At 73.8% G+C, this 24,667-nt stretch carries 25 protein-coding genes and 1 pseudogene; 16 read left to right on the forward strand and 10 right to left on the reverse strand.

The genetic code is table 11. The annotated features are described in order from the left end of the window. Positions 1-13 precede the first annotated feature (13 nt). On the reverse strand, positions 14-952 hold the full coding sequence (locus ACH4FX_RS05465; protein WP_398475378.1) for a dihydrodipicolinate synthase family protein: 939 nt from the start codon (positions 950-952) through the stop codon (positions 14-16). A 196-nt stretch (positions 953-1,148) separates the two neighbouring features. Between ACH4FX_RS05465 and ACH4FX_RS05470 the strand changes: the two genes are divergently transcribed. Next, positions 1,149-2,375, forward strand: a complete 1,227-nt coding sequence (locus ACH4FX_RS05470; RefSeq protein WP_398475380.1) for a saccharopine dehydrogenase family protein — start codon at positions 1,149-1,151, stop codon at positions 2,373-2,375. 15 nt (positions 2,376-2,390) lie between these two features. On the opposite strand, the gene ACH4FX_RS05475 is transcribed toward ACH4FX_RS05470, so the two are convergent. Further along, a complete protein-coding gene (locus tag ACH4FX_RS05475; RefSeq protein WP_398475382.1) occupies positions 2,391-3,119 on the reverse strand; it encodes an endonuclease V in 729 nt (242 codons plus the stop codon). A 148-nt stretch (positions 3,120-3,267) separates the two neighbouring features. On the opposite strand from ACH4FX_RS05475, the gene ACH4FX_RS05480 reads away from it, so the two are divergent. Beyond that, entirely contained in the window at positions 3,268-3,831 is a 564-nt protein-coding gene (locus ACH4FX_RS05480) for a GNAT family N-acetyltransferase (protein ID WP_398475384.1), read from the forward strand. A 66-nt stretch (positions 3,832-3,897) separates the two neighbouring features. Here the strand turns inward: ACH4FX_RS05480 and ACH4FX_RS05485 are convergent, their stop codons facing one another. After that, positions 3,898-4,542: a TetR family transcriptional regulator gene (locus ACH4FX_RS05485; RefSeq protein WP_398475386.1), complete on the reverse strand. Its 645-nt coding sequence runs from the start codon at positions 4,540-4,542 to the stop codon at positions 3,898-3,900. Between the two features lie 134 nt (positions 4,543-4,676). Between ACH4FX_RS05485 and ACH4FX_RS05490 the strand changes: the two genes are divergently transcribed. The 4 genes from ACH4FX_RS05490 (at position 4,677) to ACH4FX_RS05505 (ending at position 7,457) form a co-directional block, all read left to right on the forward strand. Next, a complete protein-coding gene (locus ACH4FX_RS05490; RefSeq protein ID WP_398475388.1) occupies positions 4,677-5,867 on the forward strand; it encodes a cytochrome P450 in 1,191 nt (396 codons plus the stop codon). Between the two features lie 5 nt (positions 5,868-5,872). Next, positions 5,873-6,088, forward strand: coding sequence for a ferredoxin (locus ACH4FX_RS05495; RefSeq protein ID WP_398475390.1), 216 nt, complete (start codon positions 5,873-5,875; stop codon positions 6,086-6,088). Positions 6,089-6,471: 383 nt separating this feature from the next. Then, positions 6,472-6,990 (forward strand): hypothetical protein, encoded by a 519-nt coding sequence (locus tag ACH4FX_RS05500; protein ID WP_398475392.1) that lies wholly within the window; start codon positions 6,472-6,474, stop codon positions 6,988-6,990. Between the two features lie 167 nt (positions 6,991-7,157). Next, positions 7,158-7,457: a YciI family protein gene (locus ACH4FX_RS05505; protein ID WP_398475394.1), complete on the forward strand. Its 300-nt coding sequence runs from the start codon at positions 7,158-7,160 to the stop codon at positions 7,455-7,457. Positions 7,458-7,535: 78 nt separating this feature from the next. On the opposite strand, the gene ACH4FX_RS05510 is transcribed toward ACH4FX_RS05505, so the two are convergent. Next, on the reverse strand, positions 7,536-8,369 hold the full coding sequence (locus ACH4FX_RS05510; RefSeq protein WP_398475396.1) for a nucleotidyltransferase domain-containing protein: 834 nt from the start codon (positions 8,367-8,369) through the stop codon (positions 7,536-7,538). A gap of 248 nt (positions 8,370-8,617) precedes the next feature. On the opposite strand from ACH4FX_RS05510, the gene ACH4FX_RS05515 reads away from it, so the two are divergent. Next, positions 8,618-8,953 carry a hypothetical protein gene (locus ACH4FX_RS05515; protein WP_398475397.1) on the forward strand — a complete coding sequence of 112 codons (336 nt, stop codon included), beginning with the start codon at positions 8,618-8,620 and terminating at the stop codon, positions 8,951-8,953. Here ACH4FX_RS05515 and ACH4FX_RS05520 read toward each other — a convergent pair. Continuing rightward, positions 8,950-10,362, reverse strand: a complete 1,413-nt coding sequence (locus ACH4FX_RS05520) for a sugar porter family MFS transporter (protein ID WP_398475399.1) — start codon at positions 10,360-10,362, stop codon at positions 8,950-8,952. The two genes, ACH4FX_RS05515 and ACH4FX_RS05520, sit on opposite strands and share 4 nt — an antisense overlap. 379 nt (positions 10,363-10,741) lie before the next feature. On the opposite strand from ACH4FX_RS05520, the gene ACH4FX_RS05525 reads away from it, so the two are divergent. The 4 genes from ACH4FX_RS05525 to ACH4FX_RS05540 all read left to right on the forward strand — a co-directional run bounded on the left by ACH4FX_RS05525 (position 10,742) and on the right by ACH4FX_RS05540 (position 15,483). Further along, positions 10,742-11,665 carry an SIS domain-containing protein gene (locus ACH4FX_RS05525; protein ID WP_398475401.1) on the forward strand — a complete coding sequence of 308 codons (924 nt, stop codon included), beginning with the start codon at positions 10,742-10,744 and terminating at the stop codon, positions 11,663-11,665. Positions 11,666-12,139: 474 nt separating this feature from the next. After that, positions 12,140-13,024 carry a class II fructose-bisphosphate aldolase gene (locus ACH4FX_RS05530; protein ID WP_398475403.1) on the forward strand — a complete coding sequence of 295 codons (885 nt, stop codon included), beginning with the start codon at positions 12,140-12,142 and terminating at the stop codon, positions 13,022-13,024. A gap of 642 nt (positions 13,025-13,666) precedes the next feature. Next, positions 13,667-14,470, forward strand: coding sequence for a DeoR/GlpR family DNA-binding transcription regulator (locus ACH4FX_RS05535; protein ID WP_398475405.1), 804 nt, complete (start codon positions 13,667-13,669; stop codon positions 14,468-14,470). 296 nt (positions 14,471-14,766) lie between these two features. Further along, positions 14,767-15,483 carry an N-acyl homoserine lactonase family protein gene (locus tag ACH4FX_RS05540; RefSeq protein WP_398475407.1) on the forward strand — a complete coding sequence of 239 codons (717 nt, stop codon included), beginning with the start codon at positions 14,767-14,769 and terminating at the stop codon, positions 15,481-15,483. Between the two features lie 31 nt (positions 15,484-15,514). On the opposite strand, the gene ACH4FX_RS05545 is transcribed toward ACH4FX_RS05540, so the two are convergent. The 3 genes and pseudogenes from ACH4FX_RS05545 to ACH4FX_RS05555 form a co-directional block, all read right to left on the reverse strand. Beyond that, positions 15,515-16,294 carry an SDR family oxidoreductase gene (locus ACH4FX_RS05545; RefSeq protein ID WP_398475409.1) on the reverse strand — a complete coding sequence of 260 codons (780 nt, stop codon included), beginning with the start codon at positions 16,292-16,294 and terminating at the stop codon, positions 15,515-15,517. Between the two features lie 297 nt (positions 16,295-16,591). Further along, the gene (locus tag ACH4FX_RS05550; RefSeq protein WP_398475411.1) at positions 16,592-17,548 is read right to left on the reverse strand and encodes an SDR family oxidoreductase; all 957 of its coding nucleotides are present in this window, start codon (positions 17,546-17,548) and stop codon (positions 16,592-16,594) included. Between the two features lie 217 nt (positions 17,549-17,765). Next, positions 17,766-18,536 (reverse strand): annotated as a pseudogene (locus ACH4FX_RS05555) (SDR family oxidoreductase); the annotation flags it as partial. A gap of 98 nt (positions 18,537-18,634) precedes the next feature. Between ACH4FX_RS05555 and ACH4FX_RS05560 the strand changes: the two are divergent. The 5 genes from ACH4FX_RS05560 (at position 18,635) to ACH4FX_RS05580 (ending at position 22,712) form a co-directional block, all read left to right on the forward strand. Next, entirely contained in the window at positions 18,635-19,465 is an 831-nt protein-coding gene (locus tag ACH4FX_RS05560; RefSeq protein WP_398475413.1) for an enoyl-CoA hydratase family protein, read from the forward strand. After that, a complete protein-coding gene (locus ACH4FX_RS05565) occupies positions 19,462-20,412 on the forward strand; it encodes a CoA transferase subunit A (protein WP_398475414.1) in 951 nt (316 codons plus the stop codon). Before ACH4FX_RS05560 ends, ACH4FX_RS05565 begins: the two co-directional genes overlap by 4 nt. Next, positions 20,409-21,191 carry a CoA-transferase subunit beta gene (locus ACH4FX_RS05570; RefSeq protein WP_398475416.1) on the forward strand — a complete coding sequence of 261 codons (783 nt, stop codon included), beginning with the start codon at positions 20,409-20,411 and terminating at the stop codon, positions 21,189-21,191. The genes ACH4FX_RS05565 and ACH4FX_RS05570 overlap by 4 nt, the downstream gene beginning before the upstream one ends. Continuing rightward, on the forward strand, positions 21,188-22,234 hold the full coding sequence (locus ACH4FX_RS05575) for an NAD(P)H-dependent flavin oxidoreductase (RefSeq protein WP_398475528.1): 1,047 nt from the start codon (positions 21,188-21,190) through the stop codon (positions 22,232-22,234). The genes ACH4FX_RS05570 and ACH4FX_RS05575 overlap by 4 nt, the downstream gene beginning before the upstream one ends. Before the next feature lie 166 nt (positions 22,235-22,400). After that, positions 22,401-22,712: a hypothetical protein gene (locus ACH4FX_RS05580; RefSeq protein ID WP_398475418.1), complete on the forward strand. Its 312-nt coding sequence runs from the start codon at positions 22,401-22,403 to the stop codon at positions 22,710-22,712. 40 nt (positions 22,713-22,752) lie between these two features. Here the strand turns inward: ACH4FX_RS05580 and ACH4FX_RS05585 are convergent, their stop codons facing one another. Both ACH4FX_RS05585 and ACH4FX_RS05590 read right to left on the reverse strand, forming a co-directional pair. Next, a complete protein-coding gene (locus ACH4FX_RS05585; RefSeq protein WP_398475419.1) occupies positions 22,753-23,910 on the reverse strand; it encodes an acetyl-CoA C-acetyltransferase in 1,158 nt (385 codons plus the stop codon). 77 nt (positions 23,911-23,987) lie between these two features. Next, positions 23,988-24,575 carry a TetR/AcrR family transcriptional regulator gene (locus ACH4FX_RS05590; RefSeq protein WP_398475530.1) on the reverse strand — a complete coding sequence of 196 codons (588 nt, stop codon included), beginning with the start codon at positions 24,573-24,575 and terminating at the stop codon, positions 23,988-23,990. Positions 24,576-24,667 lie beyond the last annotated feature (92 nt).

Genomic DNA, 24,667 nt, shown 5'->3' on the forward strand with positions numbered 1-24,667 from the left:
AGACCGGCTTCCCTCACAGCAGCCCGGCTTCCTCCAGACACCGCCGGACCCGGCCGACGGCGGCCCCGTCCAGCGGCACCTGCGGCGGCGCGGTGGCCGGGCAGGCGATGACGCCCTGGAGATGCAGGGCCGTCTTGAAGGCGCCCAGCGCGGAGGAGTTGCGGCCCATCACCGCCGGGTCGCCCGCTTCGGTGAGCGCGAAGAGCGCGGCGAGCCGGTCCTGTTCGGCGGCGGCCTCGCGCCAGCGGCCCGCCGCGGCGTGCTCGTAGAGGCGTACGTAGCCGTGCGGGTCGACGTTGCCGAGGCCGGGTACGACGCCGTGGGCGCCCGCCAGCAGGGCGCCGTCGACGGTCAGCTCCGACCCCGTGAGCACGGTGAAGTCCGGTGCCAGGCCGCGCACCCGCACCAGGAGGCGCCGCAGCGCGCCGTCCTCGCCGCTGCTGTCCTTCAGGCCGGCCAGTACGCCGTCCCGCGCGAGCGTGAGCACCGTGTCGAGCGGCAGTTTGGTGTGCACGGCCATCGGGATGTCGTACGCGAACAGCGGCAGGTGCGCGCCGTCGCGCACGCGCCGGAAGTGGTCGGCGACCTCCGCGGGGTGGGTGCGCGCGTAGAACGGGGCGGTGGCCACGATCGCGTCGGCGCCCAGGTCCCGGGCCTGCCGGGCGTGTTCGAGCACCCGCGCGGTGGTCATGTCGATGACTCCGGCCAGCACGGGCAGCCGTCCCGCGACCGCCCCGACCACCGTCTCCACGACGGTGCGGCGCTGCGCGTCGGTGAGGTGAGCGGCCTCCCCGGTGGAGCCGAGGACGAACAGCCCGCTCACCCCGGCCCCGGTGAGCCGGGCGGCGAGCGCGGCCAGCGAGCGGGTGTCGACCCGGCCGTCGGGGGTCAGCGGGGTGCACAGCGGCGGGACGACTCCGGTGAGGGGGGCGGGGGGCGGGGGAAGCGGCATCGGCGAGGGCCTTCATATTCCGGACATCGGACGTCCCATGTTCGCGGACGTGCGGGTGAATGTGGACCAGCCGCCCAGGCGTGTCAATACGGTCCGGCCGAAGACCGTTCGTTGACGGACGGTCAACCCCCTGCCTAGCGTGGCGCCGCACCGGCCGGCGGCACGGCGCGGCCGGGGAACCGAGGCGGAGGCAGGCGTGACAGGACCGCAGGAGACCGCAGCACGGCCGTACGACCTGGTGCTGTTCGGCGCCACCGGATTCGTGGGGCGGCTCACCGCCGCGTACCTGGCCCGGCACGCGCCCGCCGACTGCCGCTGGGCTCTGGCCGGCCGCGACCGCGCCAAGCTGGAGCGGCTGCGCGAGAGCCTGGCCGAGACCGCCCCGGCCTGCGCGGAACTGCCCCTGCTGTGCGCGGACGTCGAGGATCCCGGCTCGCTGCGCGCGCTCGCCGCGAGCACCCGCGTGCTCGCCACGACCGTCGGCCCGTACCTCTTCTACGGGGACGCGCTGGTCGCCGCCTGCGCCGAGGCCGGTACGGACTACGCCGACCTGACCGGCGAGGCCGAGTTCGTCGACCGGGCGTATGTGCGGTACGACGCGGCGGCGCGCGCGTCCGGCGCCCGTCTCGTGCACGCCTGCGCCTTCGACTGCGTACCGGCCGACCTCGGCGTGCGCTTCACCGTCGACCGGCTCCCGGCCGGTGTGCCGCTGCGCGTCGACGGTTTCGTACGCAGCAACGGCAGGATCTCCGGCGGCACGCTGGCCTCCGTGCTGACGGCCGTCTCGCGTCCGCTGGGCATGCTGCGCGCCGCCCGCGACCGGCAGCGGCTGGAGCCGCGGCCCGCGGACCGCACGGTGCGGGCCCCGCTCGGCCGCCCGTACCGCAACGGCGTGGTCCGGGCCTGGGGCCTGCCGCTGCCGACGCTCGACCCCCAGGTGGTGGCGCGCTCGGCGGCCGCGCTGGAGCAGTACGGGCCGGACTTCCGCTACCGCCACTTCGCCGCCGTCTCCTGGCTGCCGGTCGCCGTGGGCGCGGTGGGCGCGGCCTCCGCCGCCTGCGCGGTCGCGCAGGTGCCGCCGGCGCGCCGCTGGCTGGCGGGCCGTCTGGAGCCGGGCACGGGGCCGAGCGAGGAGCGGCGGGCGCGCAGCTCGTTCAGCCTGCGGTTCGTCGGCGAGGGCGGGGGCCGGCGCGTCCTGACGGAGGTCTCGGGCGGCGATCCGGGATACGACGAGACGGCGAAGATCCTCGCGGAGTCGGCGCTGAGCCTGGCCTTCGACGACCTGCCCGCGACGTCCGGCCAGGTGACCCCGGCGGTCGCGATGGGCGACGCGCTCATCGGACGGCTGCGGCGGGCGGGCATCACGTTCCGGGTGGTGGCCGAATCCGCGTCGCGTGCGGGGCGTACGGCTCCGGCGGGCTGACCGGGCGCCGGGCCGTCAGCCGGCGCGCGCCTGCGACAGGGCGCGCCGGCACAGCGCGTCGGCGGCCCGGGTCGTCTCCGGGACGCGGTACCGGGGCGTCAGGTGGAGGGTGTGCGCGCAGGCCCGGTCGAGGTCGACGCGGTGCCCCACCGACACGAAGACCGGCTTGACGCCCTGTTGGGTACGCAGCGCCCGCCCGACCACTTCGTCACGCCCGTCGGCGGTGCCGTCCAGCAGCGGTGAGGACGCGCCGCGCTCGGTGCCCGGCAGGTCGTAGCGTGAGGTGAACGGGTTCTTGGCGACGCCGATGGTGGGCAGGCCGGTGAGCACGCCGAGGTGGCTGGCGAGGCCGAAGCGGCGCGGGTGCGCGAGCCCGTAGCCGTCGCAGACCACGAGGTCCGGCGTGCGGCCGAGGCGGCCCAGCGCCTCCACCACGGTGGGGATCTCCCGGAAGGCGAGCAGCCCCGGTACGTACGGGAAGGCGACCCGGCCCACGGCGGTGGCCTCCTCGACGACCGCGAGCGTGGCCCCGTCCAGGGCGACGGCCGCCGCGGCCACCAGGTCGCGCTCGTCGTCGTAGGCGACGTCCACGCCGACGACCGTCCCGGCGGCCCCCGGCTCGGGACCGGACTGCTCCCGGCACACGTGGGCGCGCAGCCGGTCCTGGACCGCGAGCGCCGCGGTCTCGTCGGTGGGCCAGTGGGCCAGTTCGTCGTCGAGGGAGATCGTGCCGTCGTTCGTCATGGTGGGGTCACGGTATCGAACGGGCTGGTGGACGGCCCTGGGTGGGATGTGACGGCCGTGTGTGATGATGCGCGCGGTGCGCGTGCGACCGGTGCCGCGTGCCATGGAGCCGCGCCCGCACGGGCGCAGAGAGCAAGGGGGAACGGGGATGTTCGTGATCTCGCTGGGTGACGACGGTGCCGAACTGCGGCCCCTGGAGCCGTACCACGCCGAGGAGTACCTGGCGCACATGGAACGCGGCCGGGAGTACATCGGCCGTTTCATCGGGCTGCCGGACCTCTGCACCGACCTGGCCTCCACCCGGGAGCTACTGCGGTCGTACGCGGAGAAGGCGGCGGCCGACAGCGGGCGGCTGTACGGGATCTGGACGGACGGCACCCTCGTCGGCGGCGTGCTGTTCCGCACGTTCGACGCCGCCGCGGAGACCTGCGAGGTCGGCTGCTGGCTGGAGGAGGCGGCCGTCGGGCGCGGTCTGGTCACGCGGGCGATCCGGGTGATCGTCGACTGGGCGGTCGAGGAACGCGGCATCCACCGCGTGGAGTGGCGGGCCGCGTCCGGCAACACGGCGAGCCTGAAGGTGGCCGAGCGGCTCGGGATGGTGCGGGACGGGGTGCTGCGGCAGAGCTACGCGCGCGGCGGTGTACGCCACGACGTGGAGGTCTGGTCGGTGCTGGCGCCGGAGTGGCGGGAGCGGCAGGCGGCCGGACGCTGACCGGCGCGGCCGGACCGGCTGGGGGCGCCTCCGGGCGTCCCGGCCGGGGCTCGGCCACCGGCGGGTTCAGGCGGTCGGCGACGGCGCCGACCGCGGCAGGTCCTCCAGAAGCGTGCCGAGCGCGCCGGTGACCAGCGCGCACACGGCGTCCGGGTCGGCGTCGGCGAGCGGCTGCTTGCCGACGACCACGCGCATCAGGCCGATGCCGAGCATCCAGGAAAGGGCGAGGTCCGCACGCAGTCCGCGGTCGTCGGCGCTGCTGAGGGTGGCGAGCACCCGCGCGTAGTCGTCGCCCATCTCCCGTACGGCGGTGGTGATCTCATCGCTGTCCCCGATGGAGCGCAGGAACGTCTCCAGGGCGCGGTCCCCCGGCTCCTCGCCCCGGTGGCCGAGCATCCCGCGCAGCGCCACCTCGAACAGTTCGCCGGGCGGGGTGCTGTGCAGCTGCTCCTGGCCGCCGAGCGCCACCACCTCGCCGAACAGCGCCTTCTTGGAGCCGAAGTAGCGGAAGAGGAGAGCCTGGTTGACGCCGGCCCGCTCCGCGATGTCGCGTACGGTGGCCCGCTCGTACCCCCGCTCGGCGAACAGCGCCGCGGCCGCCTCCAGGAGGAGCAGCCGGGTGCCCTGGGCCCCGCGGCGGCGCGCCCCCGCACCGCCGGGCGCGTACCCCGTGGCGGTTCCCGCCCCGTTCCTCGGCTCGTTCCCGGTCATCCGCGTACTCCTCTCTCCGGTGCCGCGCCCGGCGGACCCGACGGGCCGCCGGTACGCGGATCATGCGCGGCCGTTGACCGTACCAAGAACCGCCCTCTACTTTGTAAGCAGCTGCTTACACGAGGGAGGCCCCGGTGACCACAGCCGACACGAAGCCCCTTGCTTATCCCTTCAACGACTCCGACGGACTGTCCCTGTCCGGCATCTACGAACAGGTCCGCGACCAGCCGGGGTTACTGCGGGTACAGATGGCGTACGGCGAACCGGCCTGGCTCGCCACCCGCTACGCCGACGCCCGGCTGGTCCTCGGCGACCGGCGCTTCAGCCGCGCGGAAGGACTCAAGCACGACGAGCCGCGGCAGTCCGAAGGCCAGCGGGACAGCGGGATCCTGAGCATGGACCCGCCCGACCACACCCGGCTGCGCACCCTGGTCGCCAAGGCGTTCACCGTCCACCAGGTGGAGAAACTACGGCCGTGGGTGCGCGAGTTGACGCACGGCCTGATCGACGAGCTGGAGGCCGCGGGCCCGCCCGTGGACCTCGTGGACCGCTACGCCCTGCCCATCCCGGTCGCGGTGATCTGCCGGATGCTGGGCGTGCCCGAGGAGGACCGGCCCAAGTTCCGTACGTGGAGCGACGCCGCGCTGTCCACCAGCTCCCTGACGGCCGAGGAGTTCGAGGCCAACCGCGAGGAACTGCGCGCCTACATGGCGAAGTTGATCGGGGATCACCGCGTGACGCCCCGGGACGACCTCATGACGCGGCTGATCGAGGCCCGGGACGTCGACGACCGGCTGTCCGAGCTGGAGCTGATCGACCTGTGCGTCGGCATCCTCGTCGCCGGACACGAGACGACCGCCACCCAGATCCCCAACTTCGTCCTGTCGCTGCTGGACCACCCCGGCGAGCTGGAGCGGCTGCGCGCCGAGCCCGGGTTGGTCAAGAGCGCCGTCGAGGAGCTGCTGCGCTTCGTCCCGCTGGGCAGCGGCGCGAGCTTCCCCCGCTACGCCACCGAGGACATCGAAGTGGGCGGCACGCTCGTCCGTGCGGGTGAACCGGTGCTGGTCGCGGTCGGCGCGGCCAACCGGGACGCGCTGCGCTTCGACGAACCGGGCACCCTCGACATCGCCCGCGACGGCAACCAGCACCTCGGCTTCGGACACGGCGTGCACCACTGCCTCGGCGCGCCGCTGGCCCGGCTGGAACTCCAGGAGGCGCTGATCGCCCTGATCACCCGCTTCCCGGAGCTGCACGTGGCCGGGGACGTGGTCTGGAAGGACCAGATGCTGGTCCGCGGCCCGCGCGTGCTGCCGGTGGGGTGGTGAGCCGGATGACCTGGAAGGCGGCGATCGACGGACAGCAGTGCATGGCGTCCGGCATGTGCGCCGGCATCGCCCCGGACCTCTTCGTCCTGGACGGGCCGTACGCCCGGCCCCTGCACGAGGAGATCCCCAAGGACGAGAGCGCACTGGACGCGGCGGACTCGTGTCCGGCCATGGCGATCCTGATCCGGGACGGGGAGAGGGTGGTGGGGCCGCGGCCGTGAGGGGGGCGCGGGGACGGCGGGCGAGTCGGGTGGGCTGCACGTCTCCGCCCCGCTCGCCTCCGTCCCGTACGTCTCCATCTCCGTCTTCGTACGTCCGGGGCAGGCGGGGCGCGGGCCGTTCACCGAACGGCCTACACGGGCACGGACGGCCCTCACCCGTCTGTCCCCGCCGGGCAGCGGCAAATCGCCGACCAGCTGTCAGCGCAATGACCTGCCACGACGCTGCCGGGCGGGGGCCGACACGCCGAGGGGCGGCACCCTACCTGACACCTCCTCACCGGGCGGCGACGGCGCGCCGACGCTTGTCTCGAATGCGTCAGCGCGGATCCATCCGATCCTGTCGCGGCGCACCCGCGCCGCCTCCGCGCTGCCGGAGGATCACCATGCGTTCCACTCGCGTCATCGCCGCATCCGGCCTGACCATCGCCGCCCTGGGGCTGTCCACCGGCGCCGCGTTCGCCAAGCCGGTGGCCACCACCTCGCCGAAGCTCGTGGGCCCGGGCGGAGCCGTCACCGTCACCGTCACCTGTGACACGGGCAAGGCCGGCCGTATCGCCGCGTCCTCACAGGGGTTCCGCAGCGGCACCATCTGGCTGTACCGCACCCACAAGCACGGCAAGACCTACCGCGGCACCGCCCGGGTGGCGTCCCAGCTCACCGGCGGCCCCCACCACCTCGGCCGTTACTCCAACTGGGGCGTGAACGGCAACTGCCCCGACGGCAAGCAGTGGATGACCAGCTTCAAGACCGACGCCAAGCTGCCCAAGGGCAAGGTACGCACGGGTGCCGGCGGCACCAGCGAGGACTCCAACACCACGGAGATCGTCGCGGGCGCCGCCGTCCTGGCCACGGCCGCGATCGGTGGCACCTACTTCCTGCGCCGCCGCCAGAACCAGTCCTGACGGCGCCGCGAGCCACCTACAGGCACCACCTCGGGCCGCTGTGTCCCCGCCGGGTCCCACCTCCCGGCCCGGCGGGGACACAGCGGCCGCAGCACGGCACAGCGGGCTCGGCGCGGTCCGCCGCGGCTCCGGCGGCGCTGCGACCGACGCCGCATACGATGGCACGCATGTTCGTACTGGAGCTGACCTACACCGCGCCGCTGGAGCGCGTCGACGCCGCCCTGCCCGACCACGTGGAGTGGCTGAAGAGGCACTACGCGGCCGGGCACTTCCTCGCCGCCGGACGCAAGGTGCCGCGGGACGGCGGCGTCATCCTCGCGTCCGTGGCCGACCGGGCGACGGCGGAGCGGATCGTCGCGGAGGACCCCTTCACGGTCGCGGGCGTCTGCGCCTACCGGATCACCGAGTTCGTGGCGACGACGACCGCGCCGGCGCTGGAACCGTACAAGGAGCAGCTGCCGTCCTGATGCGGCGGGGCAGGGCCCGGCAGGGGGGCGGACACGCCCATGTCCCTCGGCCCGTCCGGTGCCCGGCCGGGCCACCCATCAGCCGCGGTCCAGCAGCGCGCCGATCTCCTCGTGCAGCGCGACCGGCAGCCGGATGTCCCACCGTTCCGCCGCCTGGGTGGCCAGTTCCCGGCTCCAGGCCCAGCTGGCCCGCGCCGCCGTACGTACGGCAGGGAGCACGGCCGGTGCAGTGGTCGCCGTGTAACGGTCTCGGTCGGCGGCCGGCAGGTCCTGTTCCAGAGCGCGGCTGGGGGTCAGCCAGTGTGTGGTGGACCCGCGCAGCAGTCTGCACAGCTGGAGCTGCTGCGGGGCGACGACGGTGTGCAGCAGCGCGTGTGCGCGGGCGGTCTCACCGCGGCCCAGGACGTGGGCGAGCATCAGTGTCCAGTTGGCGAGTTCGTCGGTGATCTGCTGGGCGGTCGGGCCGGGCTCGGGCGGGCACGGATCGGCGAGGCGACGGGCCGCGGCGGTCAGCCGGCCGCTGCGGTCCAGCAGCACGGCGGCGCCGGGATCCGGCAAATGGACCATGCCGCGCCAGGTGGGCACCTCGTCGATGCCCGGCCCGGCGGGCACGAGGTGGAACTCGCCGCGCATCAGGTCGTCGAAGACGACGGCCAGAATGCCGTACATATTGGTGTAGGCCAGCTTCAGCGGGGCCAGACGGCCGACGAACTCCGGACCGTCGAAGGTGTCGGCGTGCGCGTCACGGACGTACAGATACGCCTCGATGTCGGAGTACGCGTCGGCCTCGCCGAGGGCCCACGAGCCATAGAGCAGAACGCCCTCCAGCCGAGGCTCGGCCGCGGCCAGCTCACGCAGCCGCGCAACACGGCGATCGAGGACGGGACAGGCCGAAGCGGAATCGTGGTGCATGGGTGAGTTCTCCTGAGCAGACGGATGAGATACAGACACACGGAACCGGCCCGGCGGCAACGCACCGGGCGATCAGGTCGCGGACCACATCCGCCTGCTCAGATGAAAACGCCCATGCCGGGATCGTATGCGCTGTGATCGGTGACGGTCCAATGATTTCAGGGACGCGTGGGCGGGGCGCCGCTCGACGAGGTGGCGCCCCGCACCCGATGGCCGGTGCCGGTGGCAGCCCGTACAGTGCCGAAAGCATGACCGAACTTACGTCGTTCACCTTCATGCGCCATCTGGACGGGCTCCGCCATCACTTCGAACGCGACGGCGAGCGCAACGGCCGCCCCGCCTACCGCCGAACGGACGGACAGGTGTGGTGCCTGTGGTCACCGGCCGACGGCTGGCACTGCACGACCAGCGACGGCCTCGTCACCGCTCGCCCGCTCGACGGCCGGGCCGACGCCCCCACACCCCCCGCCACCACCTGGCGCAGCTTCAAGAACAACCGCTCGTACCTTTACGACCTTTGCGCCTGCCGACTTGGCGCCGCTGATGACCGCGGCGCCCCCTGCCACCACGGGCCGCTTCGCTAGGCGGCCGGGGTGGGCCAGTGGCCTCCGTTGAGCCAGTAGCCCTGGATTTCTTCCAGTTGGCGGCCCTTCGTTTCCGGGGCGGTGACCGCGGCGAAGGCCAGGGCGCCGAGTGCGAGGAGGCCGAGGCCCGCGAAGGTCGCGGCGGCGCCCGCCCAGGACAGCAGGGAGGGGAAGAACTGGGCGATGAGGAGGTTGGCGACGAGGTCGGCCGTGAGCATCGCCGAGGCGCCGGTGGAGCGGAGCTGGGCGGGGAACGCCTCGCCCGCGTACACCCAGATCAGGGAGCCGAAGCCGAAGTTGAAGGCGGCGGTGAAGAGCAGGATGGCGCCGAAGCCGATCCAGGTGGCCGTGCCTTCCAGATCACCGAAACCGAACACGGCGGTCAGCACGCCGAGCATGGCCGTCATCGTGGCGATGCCGGAGAGCAGGACGACACGCCGCCCGAGCCGGTCGATGATGAGGATGGCCAGCACCGTCGCGGCCAGTGAGGCCAGCTGGACGAAGGCCGGCAGCAGGAAGTTCTGCCCGTCGCCGGTGAAGCCCATCTCCTCGAAGATCTGCGGGCTGTAGTACGTCACGGCGTTGATGCCGGTGATCTGGCAGAAGAAGCCGAGCCCGATGACGAAGAGCGTGGCGCGGGCGTACGGCTTGCGCAGCAGCGAGCGCAGCGAGCCGCCGCTCTCCTCGGCCAGCGCGGCGCGCACCGCCTCGGTCTCCGCCCGCGGGTCCACGTCGGGGTCGGTCATCGCCATGACCTCGACGGCCTTTTCGGTCTGCCCCTTGAGGACGTACCAGCGCGGCGTGTCGGGCAGCCGGAACAGCGGGATCAGCACGAGCGCGGCCGGGATGGCGGACAGGCCGAGCATCAGCCGCCAGTGGCCGCCGTCGGACAGTCCCCAGTTCACGAAGTACGTCAGGGCGATGCCCGCGACCGTGGCGACCTGGTACGCGGCCACGGACGCGCCGCGGGTGCGGGCCGGCGTGGATTCGGCGATGTACAGCGGGGCCGCGACGATCGAGATGCCGATGGCGATGCCGAGCAGGAACCGGACCGCGTCGAGCACCACGACGTTCGGGGCGAGGGCGGACAGCGCCACGAAGACGGTGTAGGACCCGGCGACGATCAGCATGGCCGCCTTGCGGCCGAGGGCGTCCGCCAGCTTTCCGCCGATCAGCGCGCCCACGATCGAACCGAACACCAGGATGCTGTTGACCAGGCCTTTTTCGCTGTCGGTGAGGTGGAAGTCCTTGCTCAGGAACACCAGGGCGCCGGAGATGCTGCCGGTGTCGTAACCGTAGATCACGCCGACGACGGCACCGGTGAGGGCGAAGAGCCGGCCGGTGCGGCGGGGCGGCGGGCCGGGCGGCGGCGATGACGGTGGCTGCGTGGAGCGCGTTGCAACGGACATGGGAAGTCCTTTGTGACGACTGTCGGCGGAACGGCCTTGCTGCGTGGCGATCACTGCGGCAGCTGCGGGTGGGTGGCCGGGGACCGGACGCACCGCCCGGTGCCAGCACTGGCTGCACTGCCTGACGGCCGCCGCCCCACTGCGGCTGCATGAGTGATCCTGCGAGTATTCGGCTCCTTTCATGCAGGTGTCAACAGTCACCTGGGGCGACCAGATGTTCGCCACACCTCCTGGAGAGAGCGCCAGTTCATGGAGCATCCCTTCCCGTCCTACCGGAAGTCCCACCCTTACGAGGGATGGATTACGCCGCAGGGCGTGCGTAGAGTTGTTCGTAAGCGAGCATGATGTTGCAAGTTCACGCAGACAGCTGGAGGGTGTCGTGAGCGGGACCTCGTACATGGAGCAGGAGCTGCGCAGTCAGCCGGAGACGTGGCGGGAGGCCGCGCGGATCGGTGGCGCCGACGGCCCGCTGCCCCGGGCGGGCCGGCGCGTCGCCGTGGTGGGCTGCGGCACCTCGTGGTTCATGGCGCAGGCGTACGCGGCCCTGCGCGAGGGCGCCGGGCTCGGCGTGACGGACGCCTTCGCCGCCTCCGAGGCGTTCCTCGGCGCCGACCGCGGCTACGACACCGTCCTGGCGATCACCCGGTCCGGGACCACGACCGAGGTGCTGCGCGTCCTGGAGGAGGTCAAGGGGCGCATCCCGACCGTGACGGTGCTCGGCGACCCCGGCACCCCCGCCACCGAGCTGTCGGACGCCACCGTCCCGCTGCCCTTCGCCGACGAGAAGTCCGTGGTGCAGACCCGGTTCGCAACGACCGCGCTCGCGTTGCTGCGGGCCCACCTCGGCGCGGACCTGTCCGGCGCGGTGCACGACGCGGAGGAGGCACTGGCCGCGCCCCTGGACCAGGAGTGGGTGGCCGCCGAGCAGTTCTCGTTCCTGGGCACGGGCTGGACGTACGGCCTGGCCAACGAGGCGGCGCTGAAGATGCGCGAGGCGTCGCAGAGCTGGACGGAGTCCTACCCGGCGATGGAGTACCGCCACGGCCCGATCTCCATAGCGGCCCCGGGCCGCGTCACCTGGGTGTTCGGCGAGGTCCCCGAGGGCCTGGAGGCGGACGTCGCCCGCACCGGCGCCCACTTCGTGCACCACGACCGCGACCCGCTGGCCGACCTGGTCCTGGTCCAGCGCATCGCCCTGGAACGAGCCCGCACCCGCGGCCTGGACCCGGACAACCCACGCAGCCTGACCCGCTCGGTCATGCTCACCGAGCCCGGGCCCGAACCCGAGCCCGCGGCTGGTTAGGGGGCCGTTGGTGGCTGGGAAGGTGGTCGGGTGAAGGGCCGGGATGGGGGGCGGCCCGGACGGGGATGGCCGGACGGGTGGCCAGGCGAACTGCTCGGGGGAGCGCGTGTGGCGGTCGGGCGGTGGGGGCGTGGCGGGCGCGGCCTCGGGGCGCGTGGCGTTCGGGCGTACGGGCTCCGGGCGCGCGGCGGATGGGCGCGCGGCCTCCGGAGGCGCAAAGTTCGGGCGCACGGCCTTCGGATGCGGGGGCTCCGCACGCGTGGCGCGCAGACGTGCTGCGGATGGGCCGGCGGCTTCCGGGCGTTCGGCGGATGGGCGCGTGCCTCCGGGGTGTGGTGTTCGGGGCGTCGGTCTCCGCCGGTGTGGCGTCCAGTCCTCTGATCCTTCGATTCACCGACCACCGTTGCTCCGGCCCGCCCCTCCCCCGCCTTCTTCTCCCACCCATCACCCGTCCCGCAAGGGAGTCAGGACCTCATGTCTCTCGTTCCGACCTCGTCGATCGTCGCCGCTGCCCGTGAGGCGCGGGCCGGTGCCGCGGCGTTCAACGTCATTCACCTGGAGACCGCCGAGGCGCTCGTCGCGGCGGCCGAACGTACCGGGATTCCGGTCATCCTGGGCATCAGCGAGAACTGCATCCGGTACCACGGCAGCCTGCTGCCCATCGTCCGCGCCACGCTCGCGCTCGCCGAGGTGTCCACGGCGCGGGTCGCCGTGCACCTGGACCACATCACCGAGGCGGACCTGGTACGCGAGGGCGTCGAGGCCGGGGTGAGGTCGGTGATGGTGGACGCCTCAGCCCTCCCGTACGAGCAGAACGTCGCCGCCACGGCGGAGCTGACCGCCTGGTGCCATGAGCGCGGTGCCTACGTCGAGGCCGAGCTGGGCGAGGTCGGCGGCAAGGACGGCGTGCACGCCCCAGGCGCCCGTACGGACGCCGCCGAGGCGCTGGCGTTCGTCCGGGCGACCGGGGTGGACGCGTTGGCGGTCGCCGTCGGGTCGTCCCACGCGATGCACGAGCGCACCGCCGTCCTGGACAAGGAGCTGATCGCCGCGCTGGCCGGGAAGCTGCCGGTGCCGCTGGTGCTGCACGGCTCCTCGGGGGTGCCGGACGACGAACTGCGCCGGGCCATCGCGGCCGGCATGACGAAGATCAACATCTCCACCCACCTCGTCTCCGTCTTCACCCGAAGCATCCGGGAGACCCTGGACGCGGACCCGGCGCTCGTCGACTCGCGGAAGTACGTGAAACCGGCCCGGGAAGCGGTCACGCGAGAGGCGGCGCGGCTGCTGGGTCTGCTCGGCGCGCCCGCTGCGGTCCCGGGTCAGTCGGCCGCCGCGGAGGCCCCTGTGCAGGGGTGAGGGTCTTGTGCGGAGGCCCCCGCTAAAAGGTCGGGCCCGTGCAGGGGACTGGCTGGGTCTCGTACAGGGCCCGTGCAGGGGTTGGGTCTCGTGCGGAGGCCCCCGCGCAGAGGTCGGGCTCGTGCAGGGGCCCCGTGCACGGGGCAGGGTCCAACGCAGGGGCCCATGCAGAGATGCGGGGCCCGTGCAGAGGCTGGCCTCGTGGCGTACGCCGGTCCTGGAGTCCGCCCACCCCATGGCGTACGCCGGTCCTGGAGTCCGCCCGTCCCATGGCGTCCACCGGTCCCGTGGCGTACACCGGTCCGTGGCGTGTGCCGACCCCATCGCGCACGGCCGAGCCCTCCGCGGTGGGAGCCCCATGGGCAGGAACTCTCAGGCGGCAGGAACTCTCAGGCGGCGGGAGCCCCCATGCGCCATGTGAACAGGTGTGGAGGAGTGCATGGGCGTGCGGAGGCGTGCGGGGGTGGTGTGGGAGGGAGTGGGCGGCGTCGGGCGGAGAGCTACCCGTCGGCATATGACGCGAAAGCGCTTGCGTACGCTCCCACAACGGGTGTGCACGGTGCCTGCCCACCCTCCGCCTCCGGCCGGGCGGCGGGCTCCCCGATATCACGCAGGCCGCCGGAAAGGACTTAGGCTCGCGCCATGAACCGCCATGAACGGATGAACGCCCTCCTTGAGCTGCTCGGCGAACGCGGCCGGGTGGAGGTCGAGGAGGCCGCGGCCCAGCTGGAGGTGTCGGCCGCGACGATGCGGCGCGACATGGACGCCCTGGCCGACCAGCAGCTGCTCACCCGTACCCGGGGCGGCGCGGTGCTCAGCTCGGTGGCGTACGACCTGCCCATCCGTTACAAGCGAGCGCACCGCGCCGACGAGAAGCAGGCGGTGGCGCAGGCCGCGGCGAAGCTGGTCGAGCGCGGCGACGTGGTCGGGCTCAGCGGCGGCACCACGACCACGGAGATCGCCCGGGTACTGGCCACCCGCCCGGACTTCGCCGAGGCGGGACCGCAGCCGCACCTGACCATCGTCACCAACTCGCTGAACATCGCCAACGAACTCGCCGTACGCCCGCAGATCAAGATCGTGCTGACCGGCGGTGTGGCGCACTCCAGGTCGTTCGAGCTGGTCGGCCCGTTCAGCGAGCTGGTCCTCCAGCAGATCTCCGTGGACATCGCCTTCATCGGCGCCAACGGCATAGAACCGGTGATGGGCGCGACCGTGCACGACGAGGCGGAGGCCCGGATCAACCGTCTCATGGCCGAACGGGCACGGCGCGCCGTGGTCGTCGCGGACTCCTCGAAGATCGGCGCCCGCTGCTTCGCCCGGGTGGGCGCCGCGGACGTCTTCGACACCCTCATCACGGACAGTGGTGTGCAGGAGTCCGTCCGGCGGGAGTTCGCCGAACGGGGCCTGCGCGTCGTCGCCGCCCGGACCGGCGCGGAGGACTGAGCCGGGGCCGGGCACGGGCGCGCCGGCGTTCCGGCAAAGTCACGGCTGTCCGGCGCGGCGGCCGGACATGGCGGGCGAGCGCGGTCACGCCCGGCGTTCCGGCACGGTTACGGCTGCCCGGCGCGGCGGCCGGGCGCGGTTCGGCCGGCCCGTGCCCGGCCGTTCCCCGCCGTCGAACCGAACAGCCTCTCTGCCCACCACCGACCTGTGGTCGCTGTCACGATGACCGTATGGACCCCATACATATCAGGGAACCGGCACGGAGGCGGTCAGCGCCCAGCGCCCCGGGGCAGGGGATGCGGGCAGGGCGAGCGGTACAGGCGGTGCATGCCGTGCACAGGCTGGATCTTGGTTACTTCGTCCGGCCTGCGTCGGAGACCGGTGGGCCGGAGCCGCGGGTGGAACCGGTACTCGCGTACTTGGTACGGCATGATGCCGGGCTGCTGCTGTTCGACACGGGTATCGGCGCCGCCGATCCGGAAACCGAGGCCCACTACCGGCCGCGGCGCAGGCCCCTGGAAGCGGCGCTGGCCGCGGCCGGGCACCGGCTCGCGGACATCACGCTGGTGGTCAACTGCCATCTGCACTTCGACCACTGCGGCGGCAATCCGCTGCTGGCCGGCCGGCCCGTCCTCGTACAGGCGACGGAACTGGCCCTGGCCCGCGGAGGCGACTACACGGTGGACGCGCTGATCGACTTCCCGGGTGCCGTCTACGAGGAGCTGAACGGTGAGGCCGAGGTGTGGCCCGGCGTCCATGTCGTCCCGACGCCGGGGCACACCGCGGGGCACCAGTCCCTGGTGGTACGGCAGCCCGACGGCACCGTGGTCCTGGCGGGCCAGGCGCGCGACTTCGCCTCGGAGTACGCGTCGGACCAACTGGCCCGGCAGGCCGCCCTCGACGGTCAGGGCGCTCCGCTGCCCGGCTATCCGTCCTGGCTGGAGCGGCTGAGCGCTTTCGATCCGCGGCGGGTGCTGTTCGCTCACGACTGTTCGGTGTGGGAACCGTCTTAAGGGCGCGGGCCCGTCCCCTGCCGACGTCCCGTCACCAGGTGCGATCGCCCCGCAGCACGGCGTCCGCGCCGCCGTCGAGGAAGACGACCTGCCCGGTGACGTGCGTGTTCTCGGGCGATGTCAGCCAGGTCAGGAGCGCCGCGGCCTGCTCCGGGCGGGCGTGCCCGTGCAGCGGCATCGGCACGCTGGCGTCCACCACCTGGCGGGTGTCCGGGTCGGCGAGCATGGGCGCGGTCATGGGGGTGACGACGGTGCCCGGGGCGACGGCGTTGAGCGGGATGCCGGCGCCCGCCCAGTCGGCGGCCGGGGCGGTACGGCGGATCCAGCGCGCGAGGGCGGCCTTGGAGGAGCCGTAGATGAGGTGGCCCTCGCCGCGGTCGACGGCCGCCTGCGCCGCGGCGACCGCCGCCGGCTCGTCACCGGCCAGCGCCGCGTCGACGATGGCGGTGTCGTACGGGTGCAACGACGCCACCGAGGAGACCACCACCGCGCGCGGGTCGGTGCCGGCGACCAGCAGCGGGCGCAGGCCCTCCAGGGTGGCCACCGCGCCGAAGTGGTTGACCTTGACGGTCAGCGGGTCGAAAGCGGCGGTACCGGCGCAGGCGATCACCGCGTCCAGCCGGCCGCCGGTCAGTTCCACTGCCCGGGCGGCCAGTTCCGTACGGCCTTCGGCGGTGGCGAGATCGGCGTGGATGTCGGCGTCCTTGAGGTCGGCGCCGATCACGGTGTGGCCCTGCGTGCGGAGGCGGGCGGCGGTGGCCTCGCCTATGCCGGAGGCCGCTCCGGTGACGAGGTACGTACGGGACGGCATGGGTGTGCTCCTCGGTGGATCCAGGTGACCGCCAGGCAACCGCCAACCTACCTGCGGCATCCGCGCACCCCGAGGCCCGGGCACCCCGCACGGCGCCCCGCCCCTCCCGGTCTCGCCGAGTCCTACGCCCCCGGACTCCCCTCAGCCCACCCTGAACCGGCCCCGCCACGGCCAGCCCCCTGAACCGGCCCGGCCAGGGCCAGCCCTCTGAACCAGTCCCACCGCTGCCAGCCCGCCCCATGAACCGGCCTTGCCCAACCGCTCAGCCCGCCCCATGAACCGGCCTCGCCCAACCGCTCAGCCCGCCCCGTGAACCGGCTCCGCCGCAGCCGCTTCGGCCAGGAGGCCACGGGCGCTCTCGCCCGCTTCCGCCGGGGTCCAGCGGGCCTGCTTGTCGGCGGTGGGGCCGGGGCGCCAGCCCTCCATGACCGTGATCCGCCCGCCCTCGGCGGCGAAGACCCGGCCGGTGACGCCTGCGGAGGCGGCGGAGCCGAGCCAGACGACGAGGGGGGAGACGTTCTCGGGGGCCATGGCGTCGAACGTGCCGTCCGCCGGCGCGGCCATGGTCTCGGCGAAAGTCCGCTCGGTCATACGGGTACGGGCGGCCGGGGCGATGGCGTTGACCTGGACGCCGTACCGGCCCAGTTCGGCGGCGGCCACCAGGGTGAGGCCAAGGACACCGGCCTTGGCGGCGGAGTAGTTCGCCTGGCCGACGCTGCCCGCGAGGCCCGCGCCGGAGCTGGTGTTGACGACCCGCGCCCGCGGCCCGCGGCCCTCCTTCGCCTCCGCGCGCCAGTGCGCGGCGGCGTGCCGGAGCGGCAGGAAGTGGCCCTTCAGATGGACGCGCACGACGGCGTCCCACTCGTCCTCGGTCAGGTTCACCAGCATCCGGTCGCGGACGAAACCCGCGTTGTTGACCAGGGTGTCCAGGCGTCCGTACGTGCCGAGCGCGGTGGCGACGAGCGAGGCGGCGCCGGTCTCCGTGGCGACGTCCCCGGCGTGGGCGACCGCCTCACCGCCCGCCGCGCGGATCTCCGCGGCGACCTCGTCGGCAGGACCTCGCGCGCCCGTGGCCGGGGTGCCGTCCGGCCGTACCCCGAAGTCGTTGACGACGACCCGCGCGCCCTCGGCCGCGAAGGCCAGCGCGTGGGCGCGGCCGAGGCCACGGCCCGCGCCGGTGACGACCACCACCCGCCCGGCGCACAGGCCCGCCCCGGCGGGCGGGGGTGTTTCGCTCGTGCTCTCATCGGTCATCTGCGTCCTCCTGATCGGAAGTTGCGCCGGTACGGGACGAGGGGGGCGCGCCCGGCGTATCGGTGGCCGTACGGGACGGGAACGGCGGCCCGTTCGGCGTACCGGCATCCGCACCACACGGAGGCGACCCACCCGACACACCAGTGGCCGTACGGGACGGGTCCGGCGACTCACTCGACGTACCGGCATCCGCACCTGACGGACACGCCCCACTCGCCACCCCCGCAGCCGCCAGGAACGCCGGCCGTTCGCCCCCGCCGTGGACGGCGAGGCTCGCGCCGCTCACGTAGCCGCACCGGTCCGCCGCCAGGAAGGCGCACACGTCGCCGACCTCGTCGGGGGTCGCGAGCCGGCCGAGCGGGACGGTGCGGCCGACGGCGGCGACACCCGCCGCGTCGCCGTAGTGCAGGTGGGCGCGTTCGGTGTGCACCATGCCGAGGACGAGCGTGTTGACGCGGATGTGCGGCGCCCATTCGACGGCCAGGGTGCGGGCGAGGTTCTCCAGCCCCGCCTTGGCGGCTCCGTAGGCGGCGGTGCCGGGTGACGGGCGGGTGCCGCTGACGCTGCCGATCATGATGATCGAGCCGCCGCTCTCCTGCTCCGCCATGACGGCGCGGGCGGCCAGGGACACGGTGAGCGGCGCGACGAGGTTGAGTTCGATGATCCGGGCGGCCTGCTGCGGCGTGGAGTCGTCGAGGAGCCGGTACGGTGTGCCGCCCGCGTTGTTGACGAGGATGTCGAGGCTGCCGTACCGGTCCCGTACGCGGGCGAAGCAGGCGGTGACCGCGTCCGGGTCGCGTACGTCCACCGGTTCGAAGGCGGCGGCGCGCCCGTCCGCCGCCGTGACCGGCCGTTCCGGCGGGCGGCGCGCGCAGGCGACGACTTCGGCACCCGCCGCGAGCAGGGCCCGGGTGATGCCGGCGCCGACGCCCCGGGTGCCGCCCGTGACGACCGCGACGCGGCCCGACAGGTCGATGCCGATCGCCAACGGAGCACCTCCGCCCTCCCGTTGCGGGCGCCGCGCTGCTACCTTCTCAGGCAACCGGCACCTAACAAACGTTTGGTGGAAAGGTAGCTGATCCGCCCATGGGTGTCTCCACCGCCGTCACACTGTCCCGTCCCGAGGACGGCATCGCGCTCGTCACCGTCGACCGTCCGCCGGTCAACGCCCTGCCCGTACAGGGGTGGTTCGATCTCGCCGACGCGGTACGGGCGGCCGGCCGCGACCCCGGCACCCGCTGCGTGGTGCTCGCCGCGGCCGGCCGCGGGTTCAACGCGGGCGTGGACCTCAAGGAGTTGCAGCGGACCCCGGGGCACGGCGCGCTGCTCGGCGTCAACCGCGGCTGCCACGCGGCGTTCGGCGCCGTGTACGACTGCGAGGTGCCGGTCGTCGCCGCCGTGCACGGGCACTGCCTGGGCGGCGGGATCGGCCTGGCCGGCAACGCCGACGCGATCGTGGCGAGCGAGGACGCCACGTTCGGCCTGCCCGAACTGGACCGCGGCGCGCTCGGCGCGGCCACCCACCTCGCCCGGCTCGTCCCGCCGCACCTGATGCGCACCCTCTACTACACCTCGCGCACCGTGACGGCCGCCGAACTCCACCGGCACGGCGCGGTGTGGGACGTGGTGCCGCGCGGCACGGTACTCGCGGCGGCGCTCGCGCTGGCCGGGGAGATCGCCGCCAAGGACGGCTACCTGCTGCGGCTGGCCAAGGCCGCCATCAACGGCATCGACCCCGTCGACGTACACCGCAGCTACCGCTTCGAGCAGGGCTTCACCTTCGAGGCGAGTCTCAGCGGCGTGGCCGACCGGCACCGGGACGCGTTCGCGCGGCGGGAGCCCGGGCACGGGCCGCCGCGCCCGGGGACCGCATCCGGTGACGGGTCCGCCGACACGAGCGGAAAGGAGACGAGTTGACCGACAAGACCATGACCGCCGACGACGTGGCGGGCCGGCTGGCCAGCGGGATGACGGTCGGCATCGGCGGGTGGGGCTCGCGCCGCAAGCCGATGGCGCTCGTACGGGCGCTGCTGCGGTCCGGGCTGACCGACCTCACCGTCGTCTCCTGCGGCGGCCCGGACGTGGGCCTGCTGGCCGCCGCCGGGAAGATCCGCCGACTGGTCACGCCCTTCGTCACACTGGACTCGATCCCCCTGGAACCGCATTACCGCGCCGCCCGCGAGCGCGGCGCCCTCGAACTGACCGAGCTGGACGAGGCGATGTTCCTGTGGGGGCTGACCGCGGCGGGCCGACGGCTGCCCTTCCTGCCGGTACGGGCGGGGCCGGGCTCCGACGTCATGCGGGTCAACCCGCACCTCCGTACCGTCACTTCGCCCTACGAGGACGGGGAGGAGCTGGTCGCCGTACCGGCGCTGCGGCTGGACGCGGCGCTGGTACACCTGAACCGGGCGGACGCGCGCGGCAACGGGCAGTACCTGGGCCCCGACCCGTACTTCGACGACCTCTTCTGCGAGGCGGCGGACGCGGCGTACGTCTCGTGCGAGCGGATCGTGGACGGCGCGGAGCTGACCCGGGCGGGCGGCCCGCAGACGCTGCTGGTCAGCCGGATGTTCGTGCGGGGCGTTGTGGAGGCGCCGGGCGGCGCGCACTTCACCTCCTGCGCGCCGGACTACGGGCGGGACGAGGCGTTCCAGCGGGCGTACGCGCGGGCTGCGGCGGATCCGGCCGCCTGGGCCGCGTTCGCCGAGCGCTTCCTGTCGGGCGACGAGGACGACTACCGGGCCGCGGTGGCGGCCTTCGCCGCCGGGTCAGCCGAGTCCGCGGAGACCGCCGGGCCCGCCGAGCCCACCGGCCCCACCGGGGCCATCGCCAAGCCCGCCACCCCCGCCAAGGAGCGCCCATGACCGCCGGAGCCGGCACCGGGGCCGTCACCCGCGCCGAGTACTGCGTGGTCGCGTGCGCCGAGGTGTGGCGCGGCGCGGGCGAGGTGCTCGCCTCGCCCATGGGGACCGTGCCCGCGCTCGGCGCGCGGCTGGCCAGGCTCACCTTCTCCCCCGACCTGCTGCTGACGGACGGCGAGGCCCTGCTCGTCGGCGAGGCGCCGGAGGCCGGGTCCGGGCCGGTGACGGAGGGCTGGCTGCCGTACCGCCGGCATCTGGCGCTGGTCGCCACGGGGCGCCGGCACGTGATGATGGGCGCGAGCCAGATCGACCGGTACGGCAACCAGAACATCTCCTGCATCGGAGACTGGGCGCGCCCGTCCCGGCAGCTGCTCGGGGTGCGCGGCGCGCCCGCCAACACGCTCAACAACCCGACCAGTTACTGGGTGCCCAGGCACACGCCGCGGACCTTCGTCGAGCGCGTCGACATGGTCTGCGGTGTCGGGTACGACCGGGCCGCGGCGGCCGGGCCGGCCGCCACCCGCTACCACCGCGTCCGGGAGGTCGTCAGCAACCTCGGTGTGTTCGACTTCGACACGCCGGACCGCACGATGCGCATCCGGTCGCTGCACCCCGGCGTACCGCTCGGCGAGGTGTCGGCGGCGACCGGATTCGCGCTGCGGGTGCCGGGCGGCGGGGTGCCGGAGACCCGTGCGCCGGACGCCGCCGAGCTGCGGCTGATCCGCGAGGTGATCGATCCGCGCGGGCTGCGCGACCGGGAGGTGCCGCCGTGCGCCCCCTGACCACGGCGCTCACCGAGCTGACCGGCGTCCGGTACCCGATCGTGCAGACCGGCATGGGCTGGGTCGCCGGGCCGCGCCTGGTCTCCGCCACCGCCGAGGCCGGTGCGCTCGGCATCCTGGCCTCCGCCACCATGTCCGCCGGGCGGCTGCGGGCCGCGGTCCGCGAGGTCGCCGCCCGTACGGACCGGCCCTTCGGCGTCAATCTGCGGGCGGACACCGGGGACGCAGCGGAGCGGGTGCGCGTCATCATCGAGGAGGGCGTACGGGTGGCCTCGTTCGCCCTCGCGCCCTCGCGGGAGCTGATCGCCCGGCTGAAGGACGCGGGGGTGGTCGTCATCCCGACGGTGGGGGCGCGGCGGCACGCCGAGAAGGTCGCCGGATGGGGCGCGGACGCGGTGGTCGTCCAGGGGTCCGAGGGCGGCGGGCACACCGGCGAGGTGACCACCACCGTGCTGGTGCCGCAGGTGGTGGACGCGGTGGACATCCCGGTCGTGGCGGCGGGCGGCTTCCACGACGGGCGCGGGCTGGTGGCCGCCCTGGCCTTCGGGGCGGCGGGCGTGGCCATGGGGACGCGCTTCCTGCTCACCTCCGACAGCACCGTTCCGGCCGCCGTGAAGGCGCGCTATCTGGCGGCCTCGGTGCACGACGTCACCGTGACCCGCGCGGTGGACGGGCTGCCGCACCGGATGCTCCGTACGGATCTGGTCGCCGCCCTCGAACGGTCCGGGCGTCCGGCGGCCCTGCTGCGGGCCGTGCGGCACGCGGCGGCGTTCCGGAAGCAGGCGGGCACGGGCTGGGCCCGTATGGTGCGCGACGGGCTGGCCATGCGGCGCGGCGCCGGGCTGACCTGGAGCCAGGTGCTGCTGGCCGCGAACACGCCGATGATGCTGCGGGCCGCGCTGGTGGAGGGCCGTACGGACGCCGGGGTGCTGGCGGCGGGCCAGGTGGCCGGGCTCATCGACGACCTGCCGTCGTGTGCGGAGCTGGTCGGCCGGATCATGGCCGAGGCGGCGGCGACGCTGGACCGGCTGGGGCCGTCCTGAACAGGCCGCCGCCGGGACCCGTACCGTACGGGCGACGACGCGCCACCCGGCTCGAACACGTGCCCCGAATCTCGAACGGGACTCCGGCGGACTACGGTGGACACCGACCACGTGAAGGTTGCCCGTGGTACCGCTGCGGGCGCAGGTTTCCATCGGGGGAGATCAGATGCGCAAGTTCCTCGCCACGGCCGTCGCGGTGACGGCGTTCAGCACGACGCTCGGTCTGGCCACGGCGTCAGAGGCGGCCGCGGCCCCGCGGGCGCCGCAGTGCGCCAAAGTGATGAAGTACTTCACCAAGAACCACCAGCGGATCGTCCGTCTGAAGAACCTCTGCAAGCAGCGCCCGGCGTGCTACACGATCGTCGTACCGACCCGGCCCGCCGTGAACGGCCGCCTCGCCAAGGGCCAGACGAAGGACGTCCGGTACGGCACGGACCGGGGCCCGCGCGCGCTGTACGTGAAGAACCGGGCCTGCTGACACGGACGCACCGCCGGGCCGGCCTCCGGCCCGGTCCTGGTCACAGCCGTTCGATCACCGTCACATTGGCCTGGCCGCCGCCCTCGCACATCGTCTGGAGGCCGTAGCGCCCGCCGGTGCGCTCCAGCTCGTGCAGCAGCGTGGCCATGAGCCGGCACCCGGTCGCGCCGAGCGGGTGGCCGAGCGCGATGGCCCCGCCGTTGACGTTGACCCGGGCGGGGTCGGCGCCGGTCTCCTTCAGCCAGGCCAGCACGACCGGCGCGAACGCTTCGTTGATCTCCACGAGGTCGAGGGCGTCGATGCGCAGCCCGGTCTTCTTCAGCGCGTGCGCGGTGGCCGGGATCGGCGCGGTCAGCATCCGGATCGGGTCCTCGCCGCGTACGGACAGGTGGTGGACGCGGGCGCGCGGCGTCAGGCCGTGGTCCCGTACGGCGCGTTCGCTCGCCAGGAGCAGGGCCGCCGCGCCGTCGGAGACCTGGGAGGAGACGGCGGCGGTGAGCCGTCCGCCGGGCACCACGGGCGGCAGGGCCGCCATCTTCGCGGCCGTCGTGTCCCGCCGCGGGCCCTCGTCGGCCGCGACGTCCCCGTACGGCACCAGCTCGCGTGCGAAGCGGCCCTCGTCGGCGGCGCGAACGGCCCGCCGGTGCGAGCGCAGCGCGTACTCCTCCATATCCGTGCGGGATATGCCCCACTGCTCGGCGATCAGCTCGGCGCCGTGGAACTGGTCCACGGGACGGTCGCCGTAACGGGCCCGCCAGCCCGCGCTGCCCGCGTACGGGCCGTCGGCCAGGCCGAGCGGTTCGGCGGCCCGGCGGCTCGCGAAGGCGATGGGGATCACCGACATGTTCTGGGTGCCGCCCGCGACCACCAGGTCCTGGGTGCCGGAGAGCACTCCTTGCGCGGCGAAGTGGACGGCCTGCTGGGAGGAGCCGCACTGGCGGTCGACGGTGACGCCCGGCACCTCCTCGGGCAGTCCGGCCGCCAGCCAGCTGGTCCGGGCGATGTCACCGGCCTGCGGCCCGACCGCGTCCAGGCAGCCGAAGACCACGTCGTCCACGGCGGCCGGGTCCACGTCCGTGCGGTCCAGCAGCGCCCTCAGCACGTGCGCGCCGAGGTCGGCCGGGTGCGCGGCGGCGAGCCCGCCACCACGCTTGCCGACGGGGGTGCGCAGCGCGTCGATGATGTAGGCCTCGGCCATGCGGGCTCCTCGGTCGTCGGGGCGGGCGGAGCGTGCGCGGTGCGGTGTCCGGTGGAGCGGTGTGCGGTGCGGTGCGGTCAGTCCCGTACGGCGATGCCGTCCAGCACCATCGACAGGTACTGGCGGGCGATCTCCTCCGGGCCGTGGTGGCCGCCCGGCCGGTACCAGCTCGCGGCGACCCAGACGGTGTCGCGGACGAACCGGTAGGTGAGCCGGACGTCGAGCTCGGGGCGGAAGACGCCCTCGGCGACGCCGCGTTCCAGCGTGCCGAGCCACGCCTTCTCGAACTTGCGCTGCGAGTCGGCGAGGTAGCCGAAGCGGGGCCGGGCGGCGAGCTGCCGGGACTCGTTCTGGTAGATGGCGACGGCGGCGCGGTGCCGGTCGATCTCCCGGAAGGACTCGGTGACCAGGGCCTCGATGGTCTCCCGGGGGCCGAGGCCGGCCGCGAGCACCGCGTCGTAGCCGGTCCACAGCTCGTCCAGGAAGGTGCGCAGGATCTCGTCCAGCATCGACTCCTTGGAGTCGAAGTGGTAGTAGAGGCTGCCCGCGAGCAGACCGGCCTCGTCCGCGATGCGGCGTACGGTCGTGGCGGTGTAGCCATGGGCGGCGAACACCTCGGCCGCGGTGGCGAGCAGTTCGCGGCGGCGGGCGGGCGACGGGGTCACGGCGGACTTCCCGGGGGCCGGCCGGCGCGTCCGCCCGGCGGGCTTCTTCTGGGGCTTGCTGTCGGTGGGCACCGGGCCATTGTCGCTCCCCG

Origin of the sequence: Streptomyces sp. NPDC018019, from assembly GCF_044327805.1 — a bacterium.
Taxonomy (GTDB): Bacteria; Actinomycetota; Actinomycetes; order Streptomycetales; family Streptomycetaceae; genus Streptomyces.

Bases quoted from the DNA above. Each gene is read 5' to 3' on its own strand.
- ACH4FX_RS05465 (WP_398475378.1), bottom strand. From the start codon at position 952: ATGCCGCTTCCCCCGCCCCCCGCCCCCCTCACCGGAGTCGTCCCGCCG.
- ACH4FX_RS05475 (WP_398475382.1), bottom strand. From the start codon at position 3,119: ATGACGAACGACGGCACGATCTCCCTCGACGACGAACTGGCCCACTGG.
- ACH4FX_RS05480 (WP_398475384.1), top strand. From the start codon at position 3,268: ATGTTCGTGATCTCGCTGGGTGACGACGGTGCCGAACTGCGGCCCCTG.
- ACH4FX_RS05485 (WP_398475386.1), bottom strand. From the start codon at position 4,542: ATGACCGGGAACGAGCCGAGGAACGGGGCGGGAACCGCCACGGGGTAC.
- ACH4FX_RS05495 (WP_398475390.1), top strand. From the start codon at position 5,873: ATGACCTGGAAGGCGGCGATCGACGGACAGCAGTGCATGGCGTCCGGC.
- ACH4FX_RS05500 (WP_398475392.1), top strand. From the start codon at position 6,472: ATGCGTTCCACTCGCGTCATCGCCGCATCCGGCCTGACCATCGCCGCC.
- ACH4FX_RS05505 (WP_398475394.1), top strand. From the start codon at position 7,158: ATGTTCGTACTGGAGCTGACCTACACCGCGCCGCTGGAGCGCGTCGAC.
- ACH4FX_RS05510 (WP_398475396.1), bottom strand. From the start codon at position 8,369: ATGCACCACGATTCCGCTTCGGCCTGTCCCGTCCTCGATCGCCGTGTT.
- ACH4FX_RS05515 (WP_398475397.1), top strand. From the start codon at position 8,618: ATGACCGAACTTACGTCGTTCACCTTCATGCGCCATCTGGACGGGCTC.
- ACH4FX_RS05520 (WP_398475399.1), bottom strand. From the start codon at position 10,362: ATGTCCGTTGCAACGCGCTCCACGCAGCCACCGTCATCGCCGCCGCCC.
- ACH4FX_RS05530 (WP_398475403.1), top strand. From the start codon at position 12,140: ATGTCTCTCGTTCCGACCTCGTCGATCGTCGCCGCTGCCCGTGAGGCG.
- ACH4FX_RS05535 (WP_398475405.1), top strand. From the start codon at position 13,667: ATGAACCGCCATGAACGGATGAACGCCCTCCTTGAGCTGCTCGGCGAA.
- ACH4FX_RS05540 (WP_398475407.1), top strand. From the start codon at position 14,767: ATGCGGGCAGGGCGAGCGGTACAGGCGGTGCATGCCGTGCACAGGCTG.
- ACH4FX_RS05545 (WP_398475409.1), bottom strand. From the start codon at position 16,294: ATGCCGTCCCGTACGTACCTCGTCACCGGAGCGGCCTCCGGCATAGGC.
- ACH4FX_RS05550 (WP_398475411.1), bottom strand. From the start codon at position 17,548: ATGACCGATGAGAGCACGAGCGAAACACCCCCGCCCGCCGGGGCGGGC.
- ACH4FX_RS05560 (WP_398475413.1), top strand. From the start codon at position 18,635: ATGGGTGTCTCCACCGCCGTCACACTGTCCCGTCCCGAGGACGGCATC.
- ACH4FX_RS05570 (WP_398475416.1), top strand. From the start codon at position 20,409: ATGACCGCCGGAGCCGGCACCGGGGCCGTCACCCGCGCCGAGTACTGC.
- ACH4FX_RS05580 (WP_398475418.1), top strand. From the start codon at position 22,401: ATGCGCAAGTTCCTCGCCACGGCCGTCGCGGTGACGGCGTTCAGCACG.
- ACH4FX_RS05585 (WP_398475419.1), bottom strand. From the start codon at position 23,910: ATGGCCGAGGCCTACATCATCGACGCGCTGCGCACCCCCGTCGGCAAG.